This is a genomic window from Salinicola peritrichatus (assembly GCF_003206715.1).
GTDB lineage: Bacteria > Pseudomonadota > Gammaproteobacteria > Pseudomonadales > Halomonadaceae > Salinicola > Salinicola peritrichatus.
The window spans coordinates 25827-49138 of record NZ_PZJU01000054.1 but is presented as its reverse complement, the minus strand read 5'-3'; the positions used below and the strand labels follow the sequence as shown (position 1 = coordinate 49138).

General features: G+C 64.5%; 20 protein-coding genes. 18 read left to right on the top strand and 2 right to left on the bottom strand.

Features of this window, described 5'->3' with window-relative positions; genetic code table 11:
• The 11 genes from DOM57_RS18315 to DOM57_RS18265 form a co-directional block, all read left to right on the top strand.
• On the top strand, window positions 1-628 hold a 628-nt coding region (locus DOM57_RS18315), incomplete at its 5' end, for a substrate-binding domain-containing protein (RefSeq protein ID WP_162619594.1).
• Between the two features lie 357 nt (window positions 629-985).
• Complete coding sequence (locus DOM57_RS18310) at window positions 986-2101, top strand: MDR/zinc-dependent alcohol dehydrogenase-like family protein (protein ID WP_110650626.1); 1116 nt, start codon at window positions 986-988, stop codon at window positions 2099-2101.
• 66 nt (window positions 2102-2167) lie between these two features.
• Window positions 2168-2818, top strand: a complete 651-nt coding sequence (locus DOM57_RS18305; RefSeq protein ID WP_110650625.1) for a DUF2291 family protein — start codon at window positions 2168-2170, stop codon at window positions 2816-2818.
• Window positions 2815-4386: a sugar ABC transporter ATP-binding protein gene (locus DOM57_RS18300; protein WP_110650624.1), complete on the top strand. Its 1572-nt coding sequence runs from the start codon at window positions 2815-2817 to the stop codon at window positions 4384-4386. The genes DOM57_RS18305 and DOM57_RS18300 overlap by 4 nt, the downstream gene beginning before the upstream one ends.
• A gap of 52 nt (window positions 4387-4438) precedes the next feature.
• On the top strand, window positions 4439-5581 hold the full coding sequence (locus DOM57_RS18295; protein WP_239496313.1) for an ABC transporter permease: 1143 nt from the start codon (window positions 4439-4441) through the stop codon (window positions 5579-5581).
• 32 nt (window positions 5582-5613) lie between these two features.
• Window positions 5614-6570 carry a D-ribose ABC transporter substrate-binding protein gene (locus tag DOM57_RS18290; RefSeq protein WP_110650623.1) on the top strand — a complete coding sequence of 319 codons (957 nt, stop codon included), beginning with the start codon at window positions 5614-5616 and terminating at the stop codon, window positions 6568-6570.
• A gap of 154 nt (window positions 6571-6724) precedes the next feature.
• Window positions 6725-7675: a hydroxymethylglutaryl-CoA lyase gene (locus DOM57_RS18285; RefSeq protein WP_110650622.1), complete on the top strand. Its 951-nt coding sequence runs from the start codon at window positions 6725-6727 to the stop codon at window positions 7673-7675.
• Window positions 7676-7677: 2 nt separating this feature from the next.
• Window positions 7678-8883 carry a CaiB/BaiF CoA transferase family protein gene (locus DOM57_RS18280; protein WP_110650621.1) on the top strand — a complete coding sequence of 402 codons (1206 nt, stop codon included), beginning with the start codon at window positions 7678-7680 and terminating at the stop codon, window positions 8881-8883.
• 51 nt (window positions 8884-8934) lie between these two features.
• A complete protein-coding gene (locus tag DOM57_RS18275) occupies window positions 8935-9930 on the top strand; it encodes a Bug family tripartite tricarboxylate transporter substrate binding protein (RefSeq protein ID WP_110650620.1) in 996 nt (331 codons plus the stop codon).
• Entirely contained in the window at window positions 9927-10400 is a 474-nt protein-coding gene (locus DOM57_RS18270) for a tripartite tricarboxylate transporter TctB family protein (RefSeq protein WP_110650619.1), read from the top strand. The genes DOM57_RS18275 and DOM57_RS18270 overlap by 4 nt, the downstream gene beginning before the upstream one ends.
• Before the next feature lie 12 nt (window positions 10401-10412).
• Window positions 10413-11912, top strand: coding sequence for a tripartite tricarboxylate transporter permease (locus DOM57_RS18265; RefSeq protein ID WP_110650618.1), 1500 nt, complete (start codon window positions 10413-10415; stop codon window positions 11910-11912).
• A 63-nt stretch (window positions 11913-11975) separates the two neighbouring features.
• Here the strand turns inward: DOM57_RS18265 and DOM57_RS18260 are convergent, their stop codons facing one another.
• Together DOM57_RS18260 and DOM57_RS18255 are read right to left on the bottom strand one after the other, a co-directional pair.
• Complete coding sequence (locus DOM57_RS18260) at window positions 11976-12773, bottom strand: DeoR/GlpR family DNA-binding transcription regulator (protein WP_110650617.1); 798 nt, start codon at window positions 12771-12773, stop codon at window positions 11976-11978.
• Between the two features lie 73 nt (window positions 12774-12846).
• On the bottom strand, window positions 12847-13968 hold the full coding sequence (locus DOM57_RS18255) for an alcohol dehydrogenase catalytic domain-containing protein (protein WP_204353032.1): 1122 nt from the start codon (window positions 13966-13968) through the stop codon (window positions 12847-12849).
• A 247-nt stretch (window positions 13969-14215) separates the two neighbouring features.
• Between DOM57_RS18255 and DOM57_RS18250 the strand changes: the two genes are divergently transcribed.
• The 7 genes from DOM57_RS18250 to DOM57_RS18220 all read left to right on the top strand — a co-directional run bounded on the left by DOM57_RS18250 (window position 14216) and on the right by DOM57_RS18220 (window position 23303).
• Window positions 14216-15781 (top strand): FGGY-family carbohydrate kinase, encoded by a 1566-nt coding sequence (locus DOM57_RS18250; protein WP_110650615.1) that lies wholly within the window; start codon window positions 14216-14218, stop codon window positions 15779-15781.
• Window positions 15778-17520 (top strand): glycerol-3-phosphate dehydrogenase/oxidase, encoded by a 1743-nt coding sequence (locus DOM57_RS18245; protein ID WP_204353031.1) that lies wholly within the window; start codon window positions 15778-15780, stop codon window positions 17518-17520. The genes DOM57_RS18250 and DOM57_RS18245 overlap by 4 nt, the downstream gene beginning before the upstream one ends.
• Entirely contained in the window at window positions 17517-18344 is an 828-nt protein-coding gene (locus tag DOM57_RS18240; RefSeq protein WP_162619593.1) for a class I fructose-bisphosphate aldolase, read from the top strand. The genes DOM57_RS18245 and DOM57_RS18240 overlap by 4 nt, the downstream gene beginning before the upstream one ends.
• 183 nt (window positions 18345-18527) lie before the next feature.
• Entirely contained in the window at window positions 18528-19748 is a 1221-nt protein-coding gene (gene metK, locus DOM57_RS18235) for a methionine adenosyltransferase (protein WP_110650613.1), read from the top strand.
• A 229-nt stretch (window positions 19749-19977) separates the two neighbouring features.
• A complete protein-coding gene (locus tag DOM57_RS18230; RefSeq protein ID WP_110650612.1) occupies window positions 19978-21249 on the top strand; it encodes a cation:proton antiporter in 1272 nt (423 codons plus the stop codon).
• Between the two features lie 190 nt (window positions 21250-21439).
• Complete coding sequence (locus DOM57_RS18225; RefSeq protein WP_110650611.1) at window positions 21440-22756, top strand: TAXI family TRAP transporter solute-binding subunit; 1317 nt, start codon at window positions 21440-21442, stop codon at window positions 22754-22756.
• Window positions 22757-22805: 49 nt separating this feature from the next.
• Window positions 22806-23303, top strand: a complete 498-nt coding sequence (locus DOM57_RS18220) for a DUF1850 domain-containing protein (RefSeq protein ID WP_110650610.1) — start codon at window positions 22806-22808, stop codon at window positions 23301-23303.
• The last annotated feature ends 9 nt before the right edge of the window (window positions 23304-23312 follow it).

Here is a 23312-nt window from a genome sequence, read left to right as displayed (position 1 = left end):
GATCAGCGATTCCCAAGAGGCGCTGGATCAGGGAATCAAGGTGGTGATCTTCGACTCGCCGGCACCGGAGGGATTGGCCGTCGGCAGTGTCGGCAATGATTTCTGCGAACAGGCACAGATCGCCTCGCGACGGTTGGTGGAACTGCTCGATGAAAAGGGGCAGGTCGCGATCATGATGGGCACGCCAACGGCGCCCAACCATGCCATTCGCGTGCGTTGCCACCGGGAAGTGTTCGACGCGTATCCCGGCATCGAAGTCGTCGCCACCGGGATCAATAACGACAGTATCGTCCAGGCGCAGAACCAGGCGGCAACCATCATGCAGGCGCATCCCGATCTGGATGGCTGGGTGGTTTCGGAAGCCTCGGGGCCGATCGGTATCGGTCAGGCGCTGAAGGAGAATGGTTTGGTGGGCGAGGTCAAATTGGTCGGTCTTGAGCGACTGCCGGAGATGCTGCAACTGGTCGATGAGGGGGTTGCCGACTCGACCGTGGCCAATCGGCCCGAGGCGCAGGGGTATTGGACCGTTCAAGCGCTATGGCAGCAGGCGCTGGGTGTTGCTGCGCCGGATTACATGGATACCGGCGTCGATCTCATCACGCGCGATAATCTGAACGATTTTCGATGAAACCGTAAAAGCCTTCGAGATATCGACGGCGCGGCCCAGAGCCGCGCCGTCGTCGTTTGTTTCCATGAATCGGGTGCGTGCGCGAGAAAGTGCTTTTGAACATATGATCTTTGTTCGCTCATTTTGTTATGCTTATGGCGTGGCTTTAACGTTACGAATTTGAGCGGACAACCTAATAACTTTAGTCGTATACACTCGTTGAATGGTTTTTTAAGCCAATAAAAATCAACGGGTTAAAAAGAAGTTTGTCTAAAGTCTTAGGGGGCTGTGGCTCCGTATGTATTGATGTTGTTTTACTGCCTGAGCTAAAAACATATGACCGAATATTGATCATGTGTTTGTGCACGGGAGATCATCATGGCCGAGTCCACCGCAACAACTGCCCAAACCGCCGCCGCCAGCGGTGACATTCCCAAGACCATGAAGGCCGTGGTCGCCTATGCACCCGGTGACTATCGTTTCGAAGAGGTGCCGGTCCCCGAGATCGACGACAAGGAAATCCTGGTCAAGGTCGAGGGGTGCGGCATCTGCGCCGGGGATATCAAGTCCTACGACGGCGCGCCGAGTTTCTGGGGCGACGAGTTCCAGCCCGCCTACATCAAGGCACCGATGATTCCGGGGCACGAGTTCATCGGCCGGGTGGTCAAGGTTGGCGCCGAGGTCGAAGGCTTCGCCGTCGGCGATCGCGTGATCTCCGAGCAGATCGTGCCGTGCTGGCAGTGCCGCTTCTGCAACCGCGGTCAGTACTGGATGTGCGAGAAGCACGACCTCTACGGCTTCCAGAACAACGTCAACGGCGGCATGGCCGAGTACATGAAGTTCACCAAGGAGGCGATCAACTACCACGTTCCCGAGGAGTTGCCGCTGGAGAAGGCGATCCTGATCGAGCCGTATGCCTGCTCGCTGCATGCGGTTCAGCGGGCGCAGATCGAGCTTGGCGACGTGGTGGTGCTCTCCGGCGCCGGCACCCTGGGCCTGGGCATGGTCGGCGCGGCCAAGAAGGCGGGCGCCGAGAAACTGATCGTGCTCGACCTGTTCGACGACCGCCTGGAACTGGCCAGGAAGTTCGGCGCTGACATGACGCTCAATCCCCAGCGCGACGACGTGGTCTCGATCATCAAGGAGATGACCGGCGGTTACGGCTGCGATGTCTACATCGAGGCCACAGGGCATCCGAAGTCGGTGGAGCAGGGGCTGTCGATGATCCGCAAGCTGGGCCGCTTCGTCGAGTTCAGCGTGTTCAAGGATCCGGTCAGCGTCGACTGGAGCATCATCTCCGACCGCAAGGAGCTGGACGTGCTCGGCTCGCACCTGGGGCCGTACTGCTATCCGCTGGTGATCGAGGGCATCCGCAACGGCGATTTCCCGACCGAGGGCGTGGTGACCCACAAGCTGCCGCTGGAGAAGTACGAGAAAGGCTTCGAGCTGATGAAGAGCGGCTCCAAGTCGCTGAAGATCGTGCTGATTCCCTGATCCGGTGTGCCCCGTCATGCCATTAGGCGGCGGGGTGCTGGCAAGTCTGTCACAGAGGGCCATTTCATGAGTGCAACCGTCGCCAGCCGGCCGGCAGTGTCCAGCAAGCTCAAGGGGCGCCTGATCATCGGCGCTTGTGTCGTCGTGCTGCTGGGTGCCATGGCCTGGGATACCACGGTGGTCGAGATCGGTACCGAGGCGGAGCTCGCCGGTGGCTTTTCGGCCGATACCTATGGCGCCGAGCATTTCCCGGACATTCAGGCCAGCGTCGAGAAACGCGCGGTGGATGCCAGTGAACTGGCGCCGGCCGTGCTGGAGGATTCGATGGCGGCAGGCCAGAAATACGGTGTCGGCGATAGCTTCGGGCCGGTGGTGCCGGTGACCTTCACCGGCGTCGCCGGCGAGGCCCGTGCCGGGATCTACACCATCGCTGTCGAGGGTGTGCCGGACGAGATCAGCGTGCGCCTGCAGACCGGTCCGGCAATCAACGGCACCGACCTGCGTGATGCCACCGGCGAGATTTCGTTCGGTGAGTTCACCAACCAGATCGAATACCAGAACGCCGGCGCCTCGATCAACGATGCGATGAAGGCCGCTGTGCTGGCGGACATCGATACCGCCGACCTGAGCGGCAAGACCGTTACGGTGACCGGCGTATTCAAGCTGATCAATCCCAAGAACTGGCTGGTGACGCCGGTGAGGATGGAAGTGCAATGAGCCCATCGCCCTCGCTTTCCACCATCGAGACGCCGCTGCCGGACGCTTGCCAGGATGACGATATCGTGCTGTCGGCGCGGGATGTCGCCAAGTCGTTCGGTAACGTGCATGCACTGAAGACGGTCAACTTCGATGTCTATCGGGGCCAGGTGACCACGCTGTTCGGCGAGAACGGCGCCGGCAAGTCGACGCTGATGAAGATCCTCTCCGGCGTCATTCAGCCGACCTCCGGCGAGATCCTGCTCGAGGGCGAGCCGGTACGCTTCGCCTCGACCACCGATGCCCAGCGCCTGGGGATTTCGATCATTCACCAGGAGCTGAGCCTGGCGCCCAACCTCAGCGTCCGCGACAACATCTTCATGGGCCGTGAGCTGAAAGGGATGACCGGTATCGACTATGCCGAAGAGGCGCGTCAGACCCGCGCGCTGATGGCGGAGCTCGACGAGTCGATCGATCCGCTCACCTTGGTGGAGGATCTGCGCCTCGGCCAGCAGCAGATCGTCGAGATCGCCCGCGCGCTGTCGGTCAATTCGCGCATCCTGATCATGGACGAGCCGACCTCGGCGCTCTCCGCTTCCGAAGTGGAGGTGCTGTTCCGTGTGATCCGTGACTTGAAGAGTCGCGGTGTCTCGATCGTCTACATCTCTCACCATCTCGAAGAGGCGCTGACCATCACCGACCATGCCGTGGTGCTGCGAGACGGCGTGATGACCGCCTACGCCAAGCGTGCGGAGATCGATCTCGAGTGGATCGTGCGCAACATGGTGGGGGAGAACTTCGATCTCGGCTCGCCGCCGACAGGTCACGCCATGGGCGAGGTGGCGCTGGCGCTCGATGACGTCAGCGTGGCCGATGTCTCGGTGCCGGAGCGCTCGGTGGTCGATCATCTGTCGCTCGAGGTGCGGGCCGGCGAGATCGTCTGCATCTACGGGCTGATGGGCGCGGGGCGTACCGAACTGCTGGAGTGCGTCGCCGGGCGCGTGCCGCTGAGCGGCGGCCGGGTGATGCTGGAGGGCGAGGATATCTCGCAGTTGAGCATCGCCGAGCGTATCGACAAGGGGTTGGTGCTGGTGCCGGAGGACCGTCAGCGCGACGGTCTGGTGCAGACCCTGTCGGTGGGCGAGAACCTGTCGCTGGCCAGCATCAAGGCGTTCACCAGGGGCCTGCTCACCTCCGGCCGGCGCGAGCGCGGCGTCGTCGAGGAGTCGATCGCCAACGTGCACATCAAGACCGATGGCGCCAGGGCCGAGATCGGTTCGCTCTCCGGCGGCAACCAGCAGAAGGTGGTGATCGGCAAGATGCTGGCCACCCACCCGCGCGTGGTGCTGCTCGACGAGCCGAGTCGCGGCATCGACATCGGCGCCAAGGCCGAAGTGTTCCGGTTGTTGGCGGAAGGCGCGGCCAGCCAGGGGCTGGCGGTGATCTTCTCCACTTCCGAGGTCGGCGAGTGCCTGAGCATCGCCCATCGCATCGTGGTGATGAGCCGTGGGCGCATCGCCGCGGAGTTCGGCGCCGATGTTTCCAAGGAACAGATCATGGCGGCCTCGGGCGAAGCCGTGGTCGCTTGAGCCGCTTTCGTCTTGCGCCCGTTTTTTGTCTTGCGCCACAGGAGTCCTCAGCATGTCCAAGCATAGCCAAGCGCCAGTGCGCCGCGGCGGCGGCTTCGACCTCGCGCGCATCCTGCTCGAAGGTCGTGCCTTCTTCGCGCTGATCGCGATCATCGTGATCTTCTCGACGCTGTCGCCGGTCTATTTCACGACCAACAACTTTTTGACCATGTCCTCCCACGTGGCGATCTTCGGACTGCTGTCGATCGGCATGCTGCTGGTGATCCTCACCGGTGGCATCGATCTCTCGGTCGGTTCGACCCTGGGGCTGGCCGGCGTGGTCGCCGGGTTCCTGATGCAGGGCGTCACCTTCGACATGTTCGGCGTCACGCTCTACCCGCCGGTATGGGTGGTGGTGGTCCTGACCTGCGCGCTGGGGGCCTTCGTCGGTGCCATCAACGGCGTGCTGATCGCCTATTTCAAGGTGCCGGCCTTCGTCGCCACCCTGGGGCTTTTGTATGTCGCCCGTGGCGTCGCGCTGCTGATGACCGACGGCCTGACTTACAACAACCTCGGCGGCCGCCCGGAACTCGGCAACACCGGCTTCGACTGGCTCGGCTTCAATCGCCTGTTCGGGGTGCCGGTCGGGGTGCTGATTCTCGCCGCCGTGGCGATCCTCGCGATTCTCGCGCTGTCGCGCACGCCGTTCGGGCGCTGGGTCTATTCCACCGGCGGCAACGCGCGGGCGGCCGAACTCTCCGGGGTGCCGGTCAAGCGCGTGCAGGTTTCGGTCTACGTGCTCTCCGGCATCTGCGCCGCCATCGCCGGGTTGGTGCTCTCTTCCCAGCTCACCTCGGCCGGGCCGACCGCCGGCAACACCTACGAACTGACCGCGATCGCCGGGGTGGTGATCGGCGGCGCGGCGCTGACCGGCGGACGTGGCACCGTGCGCGGCACGCTGTTGGGCGCCTTCGTGATCGGTTTCCTCTCCGATGGCCTGGTGATCATCGGCGTCTCCTCCTACTGGCAGACCGTCTTCACCGGTGCGGTGATCGTGCTGGCGGTGCTGCTCAACAGCATCCAGTACGGCGGACGCAAGAAACGCGCGGCCAAGGCACCCGCGACTCCCTCTTCTCCATCGTCGACCACCACTTCTGTGGAGCACGCCACGGTCGGCGGGAAAAGCCCAGCCGGCAAGCCGGCAACACAATCTTAATCCTTACAATCGCAAAAGAAGGGTGGTCCATCATGTTCAAGACAGGAAAACGCCTGCTGATCGCAGCCCTCGCCGTGAGCGCGCCGCTACTCGCCGGGAGTGCCATGGCGCAGGACAAGGGGCTGATCTCGATCATCGTCAACGATACCTCCAATCCCTACTGGTTCACCGAGGGCAAGATCGCCCGCGAGACCGCCGAGGAGCTGGGCTACGAGGCCAACGTCAGCGCCCACAAGGGCGACACCAATGCCGAGAGTCGCCAGATCGACACCGCGATCACCAACCAGGCCAAGGCGATCATTCTCGACCCGGCCAACGCCGACGGCTCGGTAGGCGCGGTGCGCAAGGCGGTCGATGCCGGTATTCCGGTATTCCTGGTCAATGCCGAGATCAATCAGCAGGGGCTGGCCAAGGCGCAACTGGTTTCCAACAACGCTCAAGGCGCCGCGCTGGGTGCGCAACAGTGGGTTCAGGCGGTGGGGGATTCGGCCAACTACGTCGAACTCAAGGGCGCTCCGTCGGACAACAACGCCGCGACGCGCTCCAACGGTTTCGAGACCGTGCTGAGCCAGTATCCGGATCTCAACAAGGTCGGCGAAGACGTCGCCAACTGGGATCGTACCCAGGGCTACAACAAGATGCAGAGCCTGCTGCAGGCCCACCCCGATATCCAGGGCGTGATCAGCGGCAACGACGAGATGGCGCTGGGGGCGATCGCCGCGCTGAAGGAAGCCGGCAAGCTCGATGACGTGGTGGTTGGCGGCTTCGACGGCTCACCCGATGCGGTCGATGCGGTCAAGTCCGGCGAACTGGCCTACACCGTGCTGCAGCCGGTGGCGATCTTCTCCAAGGCCGCGGTGCAGATGGCCGACAAGTTCATCACTACCGGGGAGACCGGCCTGCAAGGTGAAAAGCATCTGTTCGACTGCATGCTGATCACCTCGGACAACGTCGACAAGTACACTTCGGCGTTCGTATTGCAGCAGTGAACGATGACGCAAGCCCCCGGCAGCGTAGCGGGCGGCTTGCCTTCGCGTGCGCGCTGTACCGGGCATGGCGACCAAAGTCGCGTTTTGCGGTGCGGTGTGTCGAGAGTAGGCTCGGGCGACCAACCGTTACACGGCCTTACGAGGTTGCCCCGCCATGAATCCGCAACAGACCATGCCCGAACGGGTGCTCGTTACCGAAGTCGGCCTCCGCGACGGTCTGCAGAATGAGCCGACACTGCTGGGCACGCAGGATAAGGCTGCCCTGGTGCGCGCCCTGGTGGCAGCGGGTGTCCGGGAGTTCGAGCTGACGTCGTTCGTCAGCCCGCGGGCGGTTCCCGCGCTGGCCGACGCCGCAGAGCTGGTGGCGGCCCTGCGTGACATCCAGGGCGTGCGTTGGACGGCGCTGGTGCCCAACCTTCGCGGTGCCCAGCGTGCGCTGGAAGCGGGCGTGGATGCGGTGGTGCTGTTCGTGTCGGCATCGCAGACCCACAACGCCAAGAACGTCAATCGCGACATCGCCACGTCACTGGCGGGGTTCGCGGATATCGCGCGCTTGCTGGAAGGCAGCGGCATCGAGTTGCGGGGAGCCATCGCCACGGCCTTCGGCTGTCCTTTCGAAGGCGATGTCGACGTTCGCGTGGTCGGGGATATCGCTCGGGCCTTCGTCGATCTCGGCGCGCGTCACGTGTCGCTCGGCGATACGACCGGGATGGCGACGCCGCCGCTGGTGAGCGAGCGTATCCTCCATCTGCGCGAAGTCGCGCCCACGCTGTCGCCGACGCTGCATTTTCACAATACCCGCGGTATCGGCCTGGTCAACGTGATGCAGGGGCTGTCGCTGGGTGTCGCCCGCTACGAGAGTTCCATCGGTGGCCTGGGAGGGTGCCCCTTCGCGCCGGGGGCCACGGGCAACGTCGCCAGCGAGGATCTGGTGTATCTGCTCACGGAAATGGGCATCGATACCGGTATCGACCTGGCCAGGCTGATTGAGGCTGCCCAACTCGCCACGCAGCTGATGGGGCGGTCGCTGCCGGCTCAGGTCTCCAAGGCCGGGCCCCGGCTGACGCTCAGCGACCATGCCGCCGTCGCCACGGCCAGAGGATGAGCATGGCGGAGTTGAACTTTCCTGCCGCCGGATCGCTCGACGGCATTCGCGTGATCGACCTGACACGCGTGATCTCCGGCCCCTTCTGTACCCAGATGCTGGGCGACCACGGCGCCGACGTCATCAAGATCGAGCCGCCACGCCGCGGCGACGTGGTGCGCACCCAAGGCAACATCATCGAAGGGTTCAGCTGGTACTTCGCCCAGTTCAATCGCAACAAGCGGTCGTTGGCGCTGGATCTGCGCAGCGAGCGCGGCAAGGCGATCCTGTGGCGGCTATTGGAAGACGCCGACGTGCTGGTGGAGAACTTCCGTCCCGGCGTGCTGGCCAAGATGGGCCTGGACGACGCCACATTGCGCGAACGCTTTCCCGGACTCGTGGTCGGCCGGATCAACGGCTTCGGCTCCCAGGGGCCCTATCGCGACCGTCCGGCCTACGACTTCATCGCCCAGGCCATGAGCGGCTTCATGAGCGTCAACGGTACGGCCGATGGCGAACCCATGCGTGCCGCGCCCCCGCTCAGCGACATGATCGCCAGCCAGAACCTGGCCTTTGGCCTATGCGCGGCATTGGTGCGTCGCGAACGTACCGGGCGGGGCGAGATCGTCGAAACCTCCTTGACCAATGGCTTGATCGGCATGATGGGCTACCTCGCGGCGGAATATTTCGCCACGGGGCGGATTCCCGAGCGTACCGGCAACGACCATCCCATGCTCTATCCCTATGGCTTGTTCAAGGCCAGCGACGGCGATGTGGCGATCGCGCCCAGCAACGACGCCATGGTCGAGCGCCTGCTGCGAGCGCTGGATCGGCTGGATCTTCTGGCGGACGCGCGCTTCGCCACCAACCGCCAGCGCATGATCCACCGCGAAGCGTTGCGCGACTGTCTCGACGCCGTGATCGGCCAGCGCAGCGTCGCGGAGTGGATCGAACACTTGAACCGCGCGGGGGTGCCGTGCGGGCGGGTCCACGATCTGCGCGAGACCTTCGACGACCCGCAGGTCCGGGCCCAGCAGATGCGGCTGGAACTCGACCAGGGCGCGCACGGCCGGATTCCGACGACCGGTTTCCCGGTGAAGATGAGCGAAGCGCCGGCGGCGGTCTACCGCCATGTGCCGGGCCTGGGCGAGCACACCCGCGAGATACTGACCCAATTGGGCGTCGGCGAGGCGGAAATACAGGTACTTCACGACGAGGGCGTCATTTGATCTCTCGACATGCCAGCGATAACGACACGACAACGATACAAGGAACACGACATGGCCATCTTGCAACGTCCCCTGAACACCCTTGCCGCCGCGGCCCTGCTGGGGCTCGGCCTGACCGTCAGCCTGCCGAGCCAGGCATTGCCCATCAGTTCCTGCCTCGCGCCGGCGGACCCCGGTGGCGGCTGGGACTTCACCTGCCGCTCGGTAGGCAAGCTGCTGCATGATCTCGGCCTGGTCGACAGCCCCGTGCAGGTCGTCAACATGCCTGGCGGTGTCGGGGCGGTGGCATTCTCCAACGTTGCCGGCAAACGCGCCGACGATAGCGATCTGATCGTGGCGACCAGCACCGTGGGGATCACCCAGATCGCGCAGGGGCGCTATCCGGGCGATGTCGACACCATGCGCTGGCTGGGCATGCTGGGCACCGACGTGGGCGTGGTACTGGTGGACGACGACAGCCCATACCAGACCCTCGACGACTTGCTCGAAGCGCTGGTCGACGATCCTTCCTCGGTGGTCATGGCCGGTTCCAGCGGTATCGGCGGTTGGGACCATATTCGTGCCTTGATGCTGGCCAAGGCCGCCGGCTTGTCGAGCGATCAGATCGGCGGCGTGCGCTGGGTGCAGTTCGATGGCGGCGGCCCCGCCGTGACCCAGATGATGGGTGGCCACGTGGACGCCGTGTCCACCGATCTGGGCGAGATCGCCGGCTTCATTCAGTCGGGAGACGTGCGGGTGCTCGCCGTGCTGGCCGACGAGCCGCTGGCGCCGCCCTTCGACGATCTGCCGACGGCGGTTTCCCAGGGCTACGACGTGACCGGCTACAACTGGCGTGGCTTCTATACCGGCGGCGAGGTATCGGATGCCGACTATCAGTCGATGGTCGATACGCTGAAGTCGCTCTACGACTCGCCGGAATGGAAACAGGTCGCCGAACACAACGGGCTGGTGCCGCTGTGGCGCGGTGGCGATGAGTTCACCGGATTCGTGCGTGACACGGCCGAGCAGGTCGAAAGCATTTCCCGGGAGATCGGGGTTATCCAGTGATATCCCAGGAATCCGAGAAACCGTCGCAGCCTCCGGCACTGGGCGATCGCATCGCCGGTGCCGTGCTGGCTGTGCTGGCACTGGCGGCCTGGTGGTATTCGCATACGTTCGTCACCGGTTTTCTGCAACCGGTGGGGCCGGGGGTGTTTCCCCGCCTGGTATGCGTGCCGCTGGGCGTGTTGTCGATCTATCTGTTGTGCCGGCCCGGCATCAACCAGCGCTGGCCCAAGGGCGCGGTCCTGCTGCGTCAATTGGGCCTGTTGGTGCTGCTGGGTGGCTATGCCGGGTTCCTCGAGCCATGGGGCTTTTTGCCGTCGACGCTGCTTTGCAGCGTGCTGTTGATCCGGTTGTTCGATGCCTCATGGCGACAGGCGTTGATCAGCGGGGCGGTATTGACGATCGTTCTCTACCTGCTGTTCGAGTTCGCCCTGGGCATTCCACTGCCCGACATCCCCATGCTCAGCGACTGAGGAGCGGCCTCCATGGATATCCTCGCCTTTCTCATCCAGGGGTTCGCAGTGGCCATCGAGCCCCAGAATCTGTTCCTGGCGCTCGTCGGTTGCACCATCGGCACCCTGATCGGCGCCTTGCCGGGGCTGGGGCCGGTCAATGGCGTGGCGCTGCTGATCCCGCTCGCCTTCAACTTCGGCCTGTCGCCCACGGCAGCGCTGATCCTGCTGGTCAGCGTCTATTACGGCACCATGTACGGTGGCCGCATCAGTTCGATCGTGCTCAACATCCCCGGTGACGAGCCGGCGATGATGACCACGCTCGACGGCTACCCGATGGCGCTCAAGGGGCGTGGCGGAGAGGCGCTGGGGCTGTCAGCCGTGGCATCGTTCGTCGGTGCGACCATCGCCACGATCGGCCTGACGCTGTTTGCCCCCCTGCTGGTGGGATTCGCCATCCGTTTTGGCCCCGCCGAGTATTTCGCGCTGTTCATGCTGGCATTCGCCACCATCGGCGGCGTGACCAGTGGCAGCTATACCAAGAGCTTCATCGCCGCCTGCCTGGGGTTGCTGCTGGGAACGGTGGGGCTCGATCCGGCAAGCGGCATCTCGCGTTATACGTTTGGCTGGTACGAGCTCTATGACGGCGTCGACTTCATCGCGGCCCTGGTCGGACTGTTCGCCATCTCGGAATGCCTGGTATTTCTCGAGGATACCCGCCGGAGCAATCCGGTCGGACAGCAGCTGGGATCGGCCGTGCCCGGCATGAAACGCGCCCGGCAATGCGCGCCGACCATCGCGCGGGGCTCGCTGATCGGTTTCATCGCCGGTGTCCTGCCGGGGGCCGGCGCCTCCTTGGGGAGCTTCCTGGCCTATACGCTGGAGAAACGCTGGCTGGGACGCAAAGGCGATTTCGGCAACGGCGATCCGCGTGGCGTGGCGGCTCCCGAGGCCGGCAACAACGCCGCCGCCGGCGGTGCGCTGATTCCCATGCTGTCGCTGGGCATTCCGGGCAGCGGCACCACGGCCATTCTGCTGGCACTGCTATTGTCGATGAACATCACGCCGGGGCCGCTGCTGTTCGATCAACAACCCGACATGGTATGGGGGCTGGTGGCGGCACTGTTCATCGGCAACATCATGCTGCTGATACTGAATGTGCCGTTGGTCGGCCTGTTCGCGCGCGTGTTGCGGGCGCCGACATGGCTGTTGATGCCGGTGGTGATGCTGGTGGCGTTCGTGGGCGTTTACTCGCTCAACAACAGCGCGTTCGACTTGTACGTCATGCTGGCATTCGGTGTCCTGGGCTATGTCCTGCGCAAACTGGAGATTCCCACGGTACCGGTGGTGCTGGGGCTGCTTCTGGGTGGGCAGATGGAGTTCAACCTGCGGCGCGCCATGGCCATTTCCGGTGGCGACTGGAGCATCCTGTTCGGCAGCGGCATCTCGATAGGCATCTACGTGTTTGCCATCGCCTTGATACTCGCGGGCATGCTCTATTCCTGGTGGCTTGAGCGCTCCGGGGAGCGGTGATTCGGCATCGGCCGCGATGCCGCCCCGCTTTGTCCGTGGATTTGCGAATGGACGACATCGCCGCTAGACCTTGACCAGCAGATAGTCGATCCCGGCCTCGTCCAGCGCCCGGCGATGTACCGCGTCGAGCCCGGTATCGACCAGGATCAGCTCGAATTCGCTCAAATCGGCCAGCCGGTGCAGCGCGCCGCTGCCGAACTTGGCGCTATGCACCAGCAGAATCCGCCGCTCCACCGCCGCCATCAGGGCGCGCTTGATCTGGGTCACCGCCGGGTCCTGGACGTAGGCGGTGGTGCCGAGGATCGCCGAGGCGGAGAGAATCGCCACATTGGCGCGCAGGCTGGCGATGGTCTGCTCGCACAGCAGGCCGAAGGTGGCATTGAAGCGGGGCTGGTAATCGCCGCCGAGGGTGATCAGCTTGACGCCGCTGGCGGACTTGAGGCGATCGATGCTTTCCAGGCCGTTGGTGATCACCGTCAGCGGCTCGCGGGTCGGCAGCAGCGAGGCTAGCTGGGCTGCGGTGGTGGAGTCGTCGAGCATCACCGCCTCGCCGGGGGAGATCCGTTCCAGCGCGGCACGGGCCAGGGCCTGTTTCTCGCGCGTGGCGATATGTGAGCGCAGCGCGAAATTGCTCTCGAACACGCTGGAGGAGCGGGTAGTGACGCCGCCATGCTGCTTGTTGACCATGCCCTGGTCGGCGAGGGCATCGAGATCGCGGTGCACGGTCATGCGGCTGACGCCGAAGCGTGCGGCCAATTCATCGACCTGGGCCGAGCCGGCCTGAATGATATGGTCCAGCATCGCCTGGCGACGCGCCGGCGCGCCCTTGATGCGGGGCGTGGTGATCTCGAGCGAGGTCATGGCTCTCCCGTGACGTGTGAGAAAGATGAGGCGCGTAGTCTACCTCGACGCGACGACTCGGCTGCGCTCTCCCTCAGGCCTCGCTGGTGGTCAGCACGACCTTGATCGAATCCCGCCGGGCGGCGATCTCGAAGCCGCGTTCGAACTCGTGAAGCGGCACGTGGTGGGTGACGATGCCGCGTGTCGTCACCAGGCCGCGGGCCAGCAGGTCGATCGCCACCGGATAGGTGTGCGGCGAGAGATGCGAGCCGCGCACGTCCAGCTCCTTGCGATCGCCGATGGTCGACCAGTCGACGGTGGTGGGTTCCTTGAATACGCTGAACTCGACGAAGCGACCCAGCTTGCGCAGGGCTTCCAGTCCCTGAATCACGCCACTCGACGAGCCGGTGGCGTCGATGTAGACGTCGCAGCCGTAGCCGCCGGTGAGCGCACGGATCTCCTTGGCGATATCGTCGCGATGCGGATTGAAGCCATGATCGGCGCCGTAGTCACGGGCCAGGGCCAGACGGTCGTCGTGGGTGTCGACCAGGATCAGCTGTTTGGGTGTCTTGAGTCTGGCGAGCTGGACCATCGCCAGACCGATCGGCCCGCCACCGGCGATCACCACGCTGTCGTCGAACTGGATGTCGGCGCGGTTGACGGCATGGATGCCGCAGGCCAGCGGCTCGAGGAAGGCGGCGTCCTCGACGGAGAGGCGCGGATCGACCGGGTGCAGCACGGCATTCGCCGGCACCCGCAGATACTCCGCCATGCCGCCATCGGCAACGCCGCCCTGGAAGCCGAAGATGTTGTGGACCTCGCACATCCAGTAGTGACCGCGCTTGCAGTAGAAGCACTGCTGGCAGGGCAGAATCTGCTCCGGTACCACGCGGTCGCCGAGCGACACGCCGAAATGCGCGTCCGCGCCTTCGCCGAGGGTGACGACTTCGCCGGCGAATTCATGGCCGACGATCATCGGTGGCTTGACCCAGGGAGGGAAGCGCTCGCCGTCACCCCAGTACATGGCGGCGCCGTCGCGGCACTTGAGATCGCTCGAACAGATACCGCAGGCCTGGATTCTGAGAATCAGCTCCCGTGGCCCGGGGCGGGGCGTCGGCACGCGCTCGAGGCGGTAGTCGCCGGGGCCGCGACAGACCACTGCCTGCATGTCGTGAGGCAAGGCTAGAGTGAGAGTGGAGGAGGGCTGGGTCGACATGGTAACTCCGACGATATGAAGTTTTCCTATTCATAACACCCTGGCGTGATAATTTTCCGTATGACTTTGGTCGCGAGAAAGAGACTGATAGATTTCTTCTTTTTAAGTTTTTGAAAATAAATAAATTAAATAAAAGTTATTGAGAAGTTAAAACCAATGTCTAACGCGGAAATATAACAACATGGTGTTAGAAATGGCTGTGAAGGCGTCTGCCACAGCGGGCGGACGCCGCCAATGGGAGGCAGCCATGTCACGCGGTTTTCTGCTGGGGCTCGATGGCGGTTCCAGCGCCACCAAGGCAGTGATCTTCGATACCTGGGGGCGCGTGGCCGGGGTCGCGCGTGATTCATCCAGGCTCGAACACCCTCGGGCGCATTGGGTCGAGCGCGACATGAATGCCGCCTGGGCCAGCGCCGCCAGGGCGATCCGCGGCGCCCTGGACGCAGCCGGGCTCGACGGCGGCGATATCCTGGCGGTCGGCGTCACCGGCCATGGCGACGGGCTCTATCCGGTCGATCGACACGGCGAGCCGTTGGGAGCGGCAATCACCTCGTTGGACAGCCGCGCCGCCGGCATCGTCGAGCGCTGGTGCCGGGAAGGTGTGCGCGAACAGGCGCTCGAGCGGATCGGCCAGGTGCCGTTCGCCTTCTCGCCGGTGGCCCTGCTGGCGTGGCTGCAGGCGTGCCAGCCCGAGCGTTTCAGTGCTCTCGGTCATGTGTTGACCTGCAAGGACTGGCTGCGTCTCAAGCTGACGGGGGCGGTCGCCACCGACTTCACCGAGGCCAGCACCGGCTATACCGACGTGCGCACGCAGCGCTACAGTCGCGAGGGACTGGCGATGCTCGGCATAGAAGCTGCCTTCGCGGCGCTGCCGGAAGTGCGCATGCCTGACCAGATTGCCGGCCAGGTCACGCAAGAGGCCGCGCGGGAAACCGGATTGACGGCCGGCACTCCGGTGGCCACCGGGCTGCACGATGTCACCGCCAGCGCGGTGGGACTGGGCAATGTCGGTGCCGACAGCCTGACCATCGCCGCCGGGACATTCAGCATCAACGAAGTGTTCTCGAACGCTCCGCATCCCGATCCGCGCTGGGCCACCCGCAACGGGCTGCGCCCCGGGCAATGGCTCAACATGGCGATCTCCCCGGCGTCGTCGAGCAATCTCGAATGGTTCCACCGCCAATGGGGCAGGGCGGACGATGGCGGTACCGGCGCTTTTCTCGCCGAGATGGAGGCGGCGCTGGCGGAGGCTTTCGCCAGCCCGTCGCGGCTGGTCTACCATCCGTTTCTCTACGGTTCGCCCTACGACGAGCCGGCCAGTGCCGGGCTGTTCGGCCTGCAGGGCTGGCACGGCCGCGGCCATGTGCTGCGGGCGATCCTCGAAGGGGTGGTCTTCAACCACCGGGTGCATGTCGACGCGCTGGCCTCGGCGTTTGCCATCGAGCGGGTGCGGATCACCGGTGGCGGCAGCCATTCGCCGCGCCTGGCCCAACTGTTCGCCGACGCTCTGGGGCTGCCGCTGGAGACGTCGCGAATCCGGGAAGCCGCCGCCTGGGGCGCGGCCATCTGCGCCGGCGTGGCGGCCGGCGTCTTCCCCACGATCGAGGCGACGACGGGGCTGTGCGAGGTCGATCACCGTTATGTGCCGGACCCCGGGCGTCAGGCCGCATGTCAGCAAGGCTTCGCACGCTATCAGCGGCTGGTCGAATGCCTGCGTCCATTGTGGTCGGAGCTGGATGCCGACGAGCCCGCGGCTGACGCGGCGTTGTCCTCGGCGCCCGCTGTCGCCGCTTCGACGGGAGCCGCGCGATGAGCACCATGCCGCCTTTGAACCGCTCGCAGACGCTGGAACGGCTGTCCGCCGATCCGGCGGTTTCGGTGCTGATCGTCGGCGCCGGCATCAATGGTGCCGGGCTGTTCCGGGATCTGGCGCTACAGGGCGTCGACGTGTTGATCGTCGACAAGCAGGACTTCTGCGCCGGCGCCAGCGCCGCGCCGTCGCGACTGATCCATGGCGGGCTCAAGTATCTGGAAAGCGGCGAGTTCCGTCTGGTGGCGCAGTCGACCCGCGAACGCAATCTGCTGCTGCGCAACGCCCCTCACGTGGTCCATCCACTGCGCACGGCGATGCCGACCCATAGCTGGTTGGGCGGGATCTGGCCGTCGATCCAGCGTTTCTTCGGTCGCCCGGCCAAGCTCGACGACCGCGGCATTCTGATCAGCGAGCTGGGGCTGACGCTCTACGACTTCTTCGGCCGCCAGTTTCGCAGCATGCCGCGCCATTCGGTGATGTTCGGACGCAAGGTGCACCGGTCGCTGCCGGGCATTCGCCGCGACGTGCGCGCGCTGCATACCTATTACGATGCCGCCATCACTCAGGCCGAACGCCTCGGCTACGAGCTGATCGACGACGGCTGCCGTGCCCATCGCGGGGCGATGGCGCTCAACCACGTGACATTGACCGGGGCCGACGGCGATAGCGTGAGCTTCGAGGACGAGAGCGGGCGGTGTTTCAACGTGCGCCCGCAGGTCATCGTCAATGCCGGCGGAGCCTGGATCGACGGGATCAACCGGCTGTTGGGGCTCGGGACGCAGCATATCGGCGGTACCAAGGGCGGACATTTGATCGTCGATGCGCCCGCACTGCGGCGCCAGCTCGACGGCCGCATGATCTACTTCGGCACCCCGGACGGGCGCATCTGTCTGATCTATCCGTTCATGGATCACGTACTGGTCGGGGCGACGGACATTCGCTGTACCGATCCGGATCAGGCGGTATGCGACGATGACGAGCGCGACTACATGCTCGAAGCAGTGCGCTACCTGTTCCCCGAGGTACCGATCGAGCCCGGGCAGGTGCGCTATCGCTACAGCGGCGTGCGTCCGTTGCCGTGCAGTGATGTCACCGATCCCGGCCAGATCAGCCGCGATCACGCCATCGTCGAGGATCGCATCCACGGCTGGCCGGTGTTGTCGCTGGTCGGCGGCAAGTGGACCACTTTCCGCGGCTTCGCCGAAGAGGTGAGCGACGAACTGCTGGCCCGGCTCGGGCGTCGGCGCGCGATCGATACCCGGCAACTGGCGATCGGCGGGGGGCGCGACTATCCCCGCGACATGGCCGCGCGCGAGGCGTGGCTTGAGCGGGTGACGGTGCTGTGCCTGGGTGACCGCCGGCGTGCGATCGCCTTGCTGGAGCGCTACGGCAGCCGTGGCGAGATGGTGGCGCGTCACTGCGAGGAAGCCGCCGAAGGCCAGCGGCGGCTGAAGTCCCTCGACGACTATCGGGTCGGCGAGATCGACTTCGTCTGTCGCCACGAGCGCGTCGAACATCTGGCCGACGTGCTCTTCCGGCGCTTGCCGATCGCACTCTCCGCGCGCCTCGATGCGGCGGTGATAGACGAGGTCGCGAGCCTTTGCGCAGGGGCCCTGGGATGGACGGAAGCGCGCCGCCGCCAGGAGGTCGCGGCGACGCGACAGATTGCCACGCGACACGGCGTCTCGCTGGCGCCAGCGACCCAGGCTCAAACCACCGATGCGGAGGCCGCCTCATGACGCACGCCCTGACCTCGAGCCATTTGCGCACTGGACGTCTGTTTCGCCGCGATACCGGCTTGAGTTGCATGGTCGCCTTCGATCGCACCCTGTTGGCGGGGCCGGTCGAGCATGCCATCGATGCGCGGCGAACCGTGGCGGCGATCATCGAAGCCGGGCCGGAAGCGGTGCTGCTGTCGCCCGGCCTGCTCAAGCAGTACCGGGAGCTGTTCGCCCACAGCGAAGCGCCGAGGGCGGTGCTGCGCATCGATTATCCCATGGTCGGGGATTTCGCCTTGGCCGGCGAGGAGCATCATCGCATGATCGCCACGCCCGCCGAGGCGCAGGCGCTGGGTGCCGACGCCGTGGTGATGTGCCTGATCTCGGGTTACGACGACCCCCGGCGCGAGGCGGACAACCTGCGTGTCGTTGCCGAGACCGCGCGCCAGTGCGAGGTGATCGGATTGCCGTTGATCGTCGAGGCGGTGGTGTGGGGCAGCCGCGAGGGCGATCGGCTCGATGCCGCACGCATCGCCCGGGTATCGCGAATCGCCGCCGAACTGGGCGCCGATCTGATCAAGGCGCAGTTCACCGGCGAGGCCGAGGACATGCGCATGCTGGTGGAGAGCTGCCCGGTTCCCGTGCTGGTGCTGGGCGGAGCGGCGATGAACGACGACGAGGCACTGGCACGCTTTACCCGTGGCGCGATCGACAACGGTGCCCGCGGCGTGATCTTCGGTCGCAACGCCTGGCAGCGGGAGCATGCCACGGCGGGTATCGAACGACTGATCGAGATGGTGCATGGCGCGACGGCCCACGATAGCGCTGGTCAATCGACGGCTTAGGTGGCAAAGCATAGGCAGCTAGCGATTCAGTGTGTAGACTTTTGACCCCTGTCCCGGTGCGCTCGGGACTAGGCCCTGGGGACGTCATGCGCCGTTTGCTGCCGTCCGACGGCGCTGAATGTCCAGCCAAGGCGGGTCGTGACTGCGAGCCGCAACCAGTGAACGAAGGGATCTCCGTACGCCATGAGCGAATACTCTCTGTTTACCTCCGAATCCGTCTCCGAAGGCCATCCGGACAAGATCGCCGATCAAATCTCCGATGCCGTTCTTGACGCCATCATCGCCCGCGACAAGCAGGCGCGCGTGGCCTGCGAAACGCTGGTCAAGACCGGCGTGGCGATCGTTGCCGGCGAGATTTCGACCACCGCCTGGGTGGATCTGGAAGAGCTGGTGCGCAAGGTGATTCTGGAGATTGGCTACACCTCTTCCGATGTCGGCTTCGATGGCGAGACCTGCGGGGTGATCAACCTGATCGGCAAGCAGAGCGTCGATATCGCCCAGGGCGTCGATCGCAGCAAGCCCGAGGACCAGGGCGCCGGCGACCAGGGCCTGATGTTCGGCTACGCCACTAACGAGACGCCGTCCTACATGCCGGCGCCGATTCACTATGCCCATCGCCTGGTCGAGCGCCAGTCCGAGCTGCGCAAGAACGGCACGCTCTCCTGGCTGCGTCCGGATGCCAAGAGCCAGGTCACCTTCCGCTACGGCGACGACGGCAAGCCCGTCGCCGTCGATGCGGTGGTGCTGTCGACCCAGCACGACGAGAGCATCTCCCAGGAGGAGCTGCGTCACGCCGTCGAGGAACTGGTCATCCGTGACGTGCTGCCGGCCGAGTGGATCACCGAATCGACCAGGTTCCACATCAATCCGACCGGCAAGTTCTTGATCGGCGGTCCGGTCGGCGACTGCGGCCTGACCGGGCGCAAGATCATCGTCGACACCTACGGCGGCATGGCCCGCCACGGCGGCGGCGCCTTCTCCGGCAAGGACCCGTCCAAGGTCGACCGCAGCGCCGCCTACGCCGGCCGCTACGTGGCCAAGAACATCGTCGCCGCCGGGCTGGCCGACATGTGCGAGATCCAGGTCTCCTACGCGATCGGCGTCGCCGAGCCGACCTCGGTGTCGATCAACACCTTCGGCACCGGCAAGGTGTCGGACGACAAGATCATCGAACTGGTGCGCGAGCACTTCGACCTGCGCCCCTACGCGATCACGCGCATGCTCGACCTGCTCCACCCCATGTATCAGCTCACCGCGGCCTACGGTCACTTCGGTCGCGAGCCGTTCGAGCACAGCTACGCCTGGACCGATGTCAGCGGCGAACAGCAGACCGAGACCTTTACCGCTTTCCCGTGGGAGAAGACCGACAAGGCCGAGGCGCTCAGGTCCGCTGCTGGACAGTGAGGATAGGCTTGCAGAAATGAGACGGCGGGTCCGGTTTACCGGGCCCGCTTTTTTACGTCTGTGCTCAGCACGCTCTAGCCATGTCATGGCGACAGTACGGAAGGATGGCTTCGCCATGCGCTATCGTAAATAGCGCACGCAGGACGCCGCGCCATCAGCCGTCAGCGGGTTTGAATCGGGCCTGACGGTGGCGCCATTCGTAGGAACAACTCCGATAGGAAGGGACGCCATGCTGGAAATCGCAGCCATATTCATCACCGTTACCGCGCTGCTGGCGTGGCTCAACTACCGTTTCGTCAAACTGCCGGCAACCATCGGCGTGATGTTCATCGCGCTGCTACTGTCGCTGGCGCTGATCGCGCTCAACCACATTGGCTTCGACATGATCACCGACTGGGCCGAGGCGTGGCTTGGGCAGATCAATTTCAATGCGCTGCTGATGGATGGCATGCTGTCGTTTCTGCTTTTTGCCGGTGCGCTGCACGTCGATTTCGCCAAGCTCAGGTACTATCGCTATTCGATCAGCTTCCTTGCCACCGTCGGCGTGGTTGTCTCGACCCTGGCAATCGGTAGCGCCGCCTGGTGGCTGTTTGCCACCTTCCATCTCGAGACCCCCTATCTCTACTGTCTGGTATTCGGCGCGCTGATCTCGCCGACCGACCCGATCGCCGTGCTCGGCATCATGCGCAGCGCCGGCGCGCCGGAGGACATGGAGATCAAGATCGTCGGCGAGTCGCTGTTCAACGACGGCGTGGCGGTGGTGGTGTTCACGCTGCTGCTGGGCGCGGCCACCGCCGGCGAGCAACTGACCTTCGCCCACTCGGGCATGCTGTTTCTCGAGGAGGCGGGCGGCGGCATCCTGCTCGGCCTGGTCACCGGCTACGTCGCCTACCTGATGATGAAGAGCATCGACCAGTACCAGATCGAAGTGCTGGTCAGCCTGGCGCTGGTGCTGGGCGGTTATACCCTGGCGACCCATCTCCACGTCTCGGGGCCGATCGCGATGGTGATTGCTGGGCTGTTCATCGGCAACCGCGGCCGCGAACATGCCATGTCGGAGACGACGCGGCGCTACGTCGACGGCTTCTGGGAACTGATCGACGAGATTCTCAACGCGGTGCTGTTCGTGCTGATCGGCCTCGAACTGCTGCTGATTCCCTTCGAGTGGTCGTATCTGGTCGTCGCGGTGCCGCTGATCGTCGTCATCCTGGTGGCGCGCCTGGCGACCATCGGCCTGCCGCTGCTGGCACTCAAGCACTGGATCGACTATCGCCGCGGCACGACCCGGGTGCTGACCTGGGGCGGGCTGCGCGGCGGCATCTCGGTGGCGCTGGCGTTGGGGCTGCCGGAAAGCGAATACCGCAACGCGTTGGTGATGATCACCTATATCATCGTGCTGTTCTCGATCCTGGCGCAGGGCCTGACGATCGGCAGGGTAATCACGGCCCTCGTGGGCAATTCAGCGGACAACGAGAGCGAACCACGCTCGCAGCACGAGTGAAGCTGCGCCAGCTCGAACTCGCCTGCAATGCAATGGCCGTTGGGGCAGCAGAGACAGTAGCCTGTCGCGGATAGATAGATGAAAATGCTTAGACTTTAGTTATAGTTGCTGGCTTCGGCATGGTATCGGGGACGACCGTTACTTACTCTATGACCAGTTCTTATTACTTGTTCAACCGACGGGGTGATACATGAGGCTACGTATAGGGATGTTGTTCGCCGCCTTGGGGCTTTCCGGTGCGCTATTGGTGGGATGCGGAGACGACGGCGACGACCAGGCCAGTAACGACAGTCAGTCGCAGTCATCGTCCCAGCAGAGTGAGAGCGCCCCCACGCAGACGGAGTCCTCGTCCGGCGGAGCCGCAAGCGATACTCAGAGCACTGCGTCCTCCGGCAACAGCGGTGATGACGATAGCGCCGCCAATGGCGAGCCGGTCAATCTGATCTTTGGTACCGGCGGTACCGGTGGCAGCTACTACCCGATCGGCGGCGCGCTGAAGAGCGTCTTCGAGCAAAGCGATCTGGTCGACGGTGTGCAGGTGGTCTCTACCGGTGCGTCCGTGCAGAACATCAACAACATTACCGACGGCCTCAATCAGGTCGCCATCGTGATGAGCGACGTGGGCTACGATGCGGTCAAAGGGCAGAACCAGTTCGACGGCCAGCCCGCCGACATCAGGACCATCGCCGGCATGTACCCCAACGTGGTCCAGGTCGTCGCCACGGCCGACAGCGGCATCCACAGCATTGCCGACCTGGCCGGCAAGCGCGTTGGCGTCGGCAAGGTCGGTTCCGGGGTCGAGCAGAGCGCGGCCAAGGTACTGGAGTCCGCCGGCCTGAGTTACGACGATCTGGCCCAGGTCAGTCATACCGGCTACGCCGATAGCGTGACCGAGATGGGCAACGGCAACCTGGATGCGGCCTTCTTCACCTCCGGCGTGCCCAACTCCAGTATCACCGGCCTGATGCAGAGCACCGACGTGACCTTCGTCCCGGTGGATGGCGATGTCGCCTCCACGCTGCTCGAGAAGTATCCGTACTACGAAAACTACGAGATCCCGGCCGGCGCGCCCGAGCGTTACAATCTGGGCGATGCCGTCGATACCGTGGCGATCCGCAACATCATGATCGTCGGCAGCGACATGCGCGACGATGTCGCCGAGGATCTGGCCAAGCGCTTCCACGACTATCTGGAATCCGGCAATGTTTCCGTCGGCGCGCTCAAGCAGTTCGACCCCGATAGCATGGACCAGAACCTGGTGGTGCCGCTGCATCCCGGAGCCAAGGCCTACTATGAGACGCTGTCGTCCAATGCAGGCAACGCGGGCGACGAGGCCGACGTCAGCGAGGCTACGGCTTCCAAGGCTTCCAACGAACAGGCAGCGACCACCGAGTCGGACGGCGCCGAGGCCGATCGGGCCAAGCAGACCAGCGCCGAAACGCCGGAAGATAATGTCGAAGCCACCGGGGATAGCGGTACCAGCGGCAGTAGCGAATCCCAGCACTGAACTCCCTCGGTTTCGAGTGGATGGGCGGCGTGTCTAGGCCTAGTCCGTCATGACACGTAAAACCTGGTTGATAGCGGCAACGGTGGCGATCCTTGGGATCGCCACCGTTGCGTATCCGCTACCCTGGCTGGTGGTGCGCGACGGGGAGCAGTGGCGGTTCGCGTTTCCGGGCTGGGAGGGAACGACGTTCACCCTGCGCTGGATGCATTCAGTCGAGAAGGAAGACTGGGAAGAGTGGTTCAAGGTCACCGACACCGGCGCGATCGAGATCACCGGCACCCGCTTCAAGACCTTCGGGGCGGGCGTGCCTTCCCATGCCGGCAAGGAGACCCATCTCGACAACGGCTGGGTGGTGATGACCGGTATCGATCGTATCGTCGATCCGCTCGCGGTACAGGCGGCAGTGGAAGAGCACTACCGCATGATCTTCGCCGGCCATGTCACTGTGCTCTCCCACGGTGATCCACCACCGATACTGGAATTTGCCGTGGAAAAGGCGCCGCTGTGGCGAGCGTTGCCGGCACTGATCAGACCTTGGTTGTCTTAGAATCTGTTT

What these genes read in the sequence shown, in the direction of transcription:
- DOM57_RS18310 (WP_110650626.1), top strand. Translation starts at nt 986, where the DNA reads ATGGCCGAGTCCACCGCAACAACTGCCCAAACCGCCGCCGCCAGCGGT.
- DOM57_RS18305 (WP_110650625.1), top strand. Translation starts at nt 2,168, where the DNA reads ATGAGTGCAACCGTCGCCAGCCGGCCGGCAGTGTCCAGCAAGCTCAAG.
- DOM57_RS18300 (WP_110650624.1), top strand. Translation starts at nt 2,815, where the DNA reads ATGAGCCCATCGCCCTCGCTTTCCACCATCGAGACGCCGCTGCCGGAC.
- DOM57_RS18295 (WP_239496313.1), top strand. Translation starts at nt 4,439, where the DNA reads ATGTCCAAGCATAGCCAAGCGCCAGTGCGCCGCGGCGGCGGCTTCGAC.
- DOM57_RS18290 (WP_110650623.1), top strand. Translation starts at nt 5,614, where the DNA reads ATGTTCAAGACAGGAAAACGCCTGCTGATCGCAGCCCTCGCCGTGAGC.
- DOM57_RS18285 (WP_110650622.1), top strand. Translation starts at nt 6,725, where the DNA reads ATGAATCCGCAACAGACCATGCCCGAACGGGTGCTCGTTACCGAAGTC.
- DOM57_RS18280 (WP_110650621.1), top strand. Translation starts at nt 7,678, where the DNA reads ATGGCGGAGTTGAACTTTCCTGCCGCCGGATCGCTCGACGGCATTCGC.
- DOM57_RS18275 (WP_110650620.1), top strand. Translation starts at nt 8,935, where the DNA reads ATGGCCATCTTGCAACGTCCCCTGAACACCCTTGCCGCCGCGGCCCTG.
- DOM57_RS18265 (WP_110650618.1), top strand. Translation starts at nt 10,413, where the DNA reads ATGGATATCCTCGCCTTTCTCATCCAGGGGTTCGCAGTGGCCATCGAG.
- DOM57_RS18260 (WP_110650617.1), bottom strand. Translation starts at nt 12,773, where the DNA reads ATGACCTCGCTCGAGATCACCACGCCCCGCATCAAGGGCGCGCCGGCG.
- DOM57_RS18255 (WP_204353032.1), bottom strand. Translation starts at nt 13,968, where the DNA reads ATGTCGACCCAGCCCTCCTCCACTCTCACTCTAGCCTTGCCTCACGAC.
- DOM57_RS18250 (WP_110650615.1), top strand. Translation starts at nt 14,216, where the DNA reads ATGTCACGCGGTTTTCTGCTGGGGCTCGATGGCGGTTCCAGCGCCACC.
- DOM57_RS18245 (WP_204353031.1), top strand. Translation starts at nt 15,778, where the DNA reads ATGAGCACCATGCCGCCTTTGAACCGCTCGCAGACGCTGGAACGGCTG.
- DOM57_RS18240 (WP_162619593.1), top strand. Translation starts at nt 17,517, where the DNA reads ATGACGCACGCCCTGACCTCGAGCCATTTGCGCACTGGACGTCTGTTT.
- metK (WP_110650613.1), top strand. Translation starts at nt 18,528, where the DNA reads ATGAGCGAATACTCTCTGTTTACCTCCGAATCCGTCTCCGAAGGCCAT.
- DOM57_RS18230 (WP_110650612.1), top strand. Translation starts at nt 19,978, where the DNA reads ATGCTGGAAATCGCAGCCATATTCATCACCGTTACCGCGCTGCTGGCG.
- DOM57_RS18225 (WP_110650611.1), top strand. Translation starts at nt 21,440, where the DNA reads ATGAGGCTACGTATAGGGATGTTGTTCGCCGCCTTGGGGCTTTCCGGT.
- DOM57_RS18220 (WP_110650610.1), top strand. Translation starts at nt 22,806, where the DNA reads ATGACACGTAAAACCTGGTTGATAGCGGCAACGGTGGCGATCCTTGGG.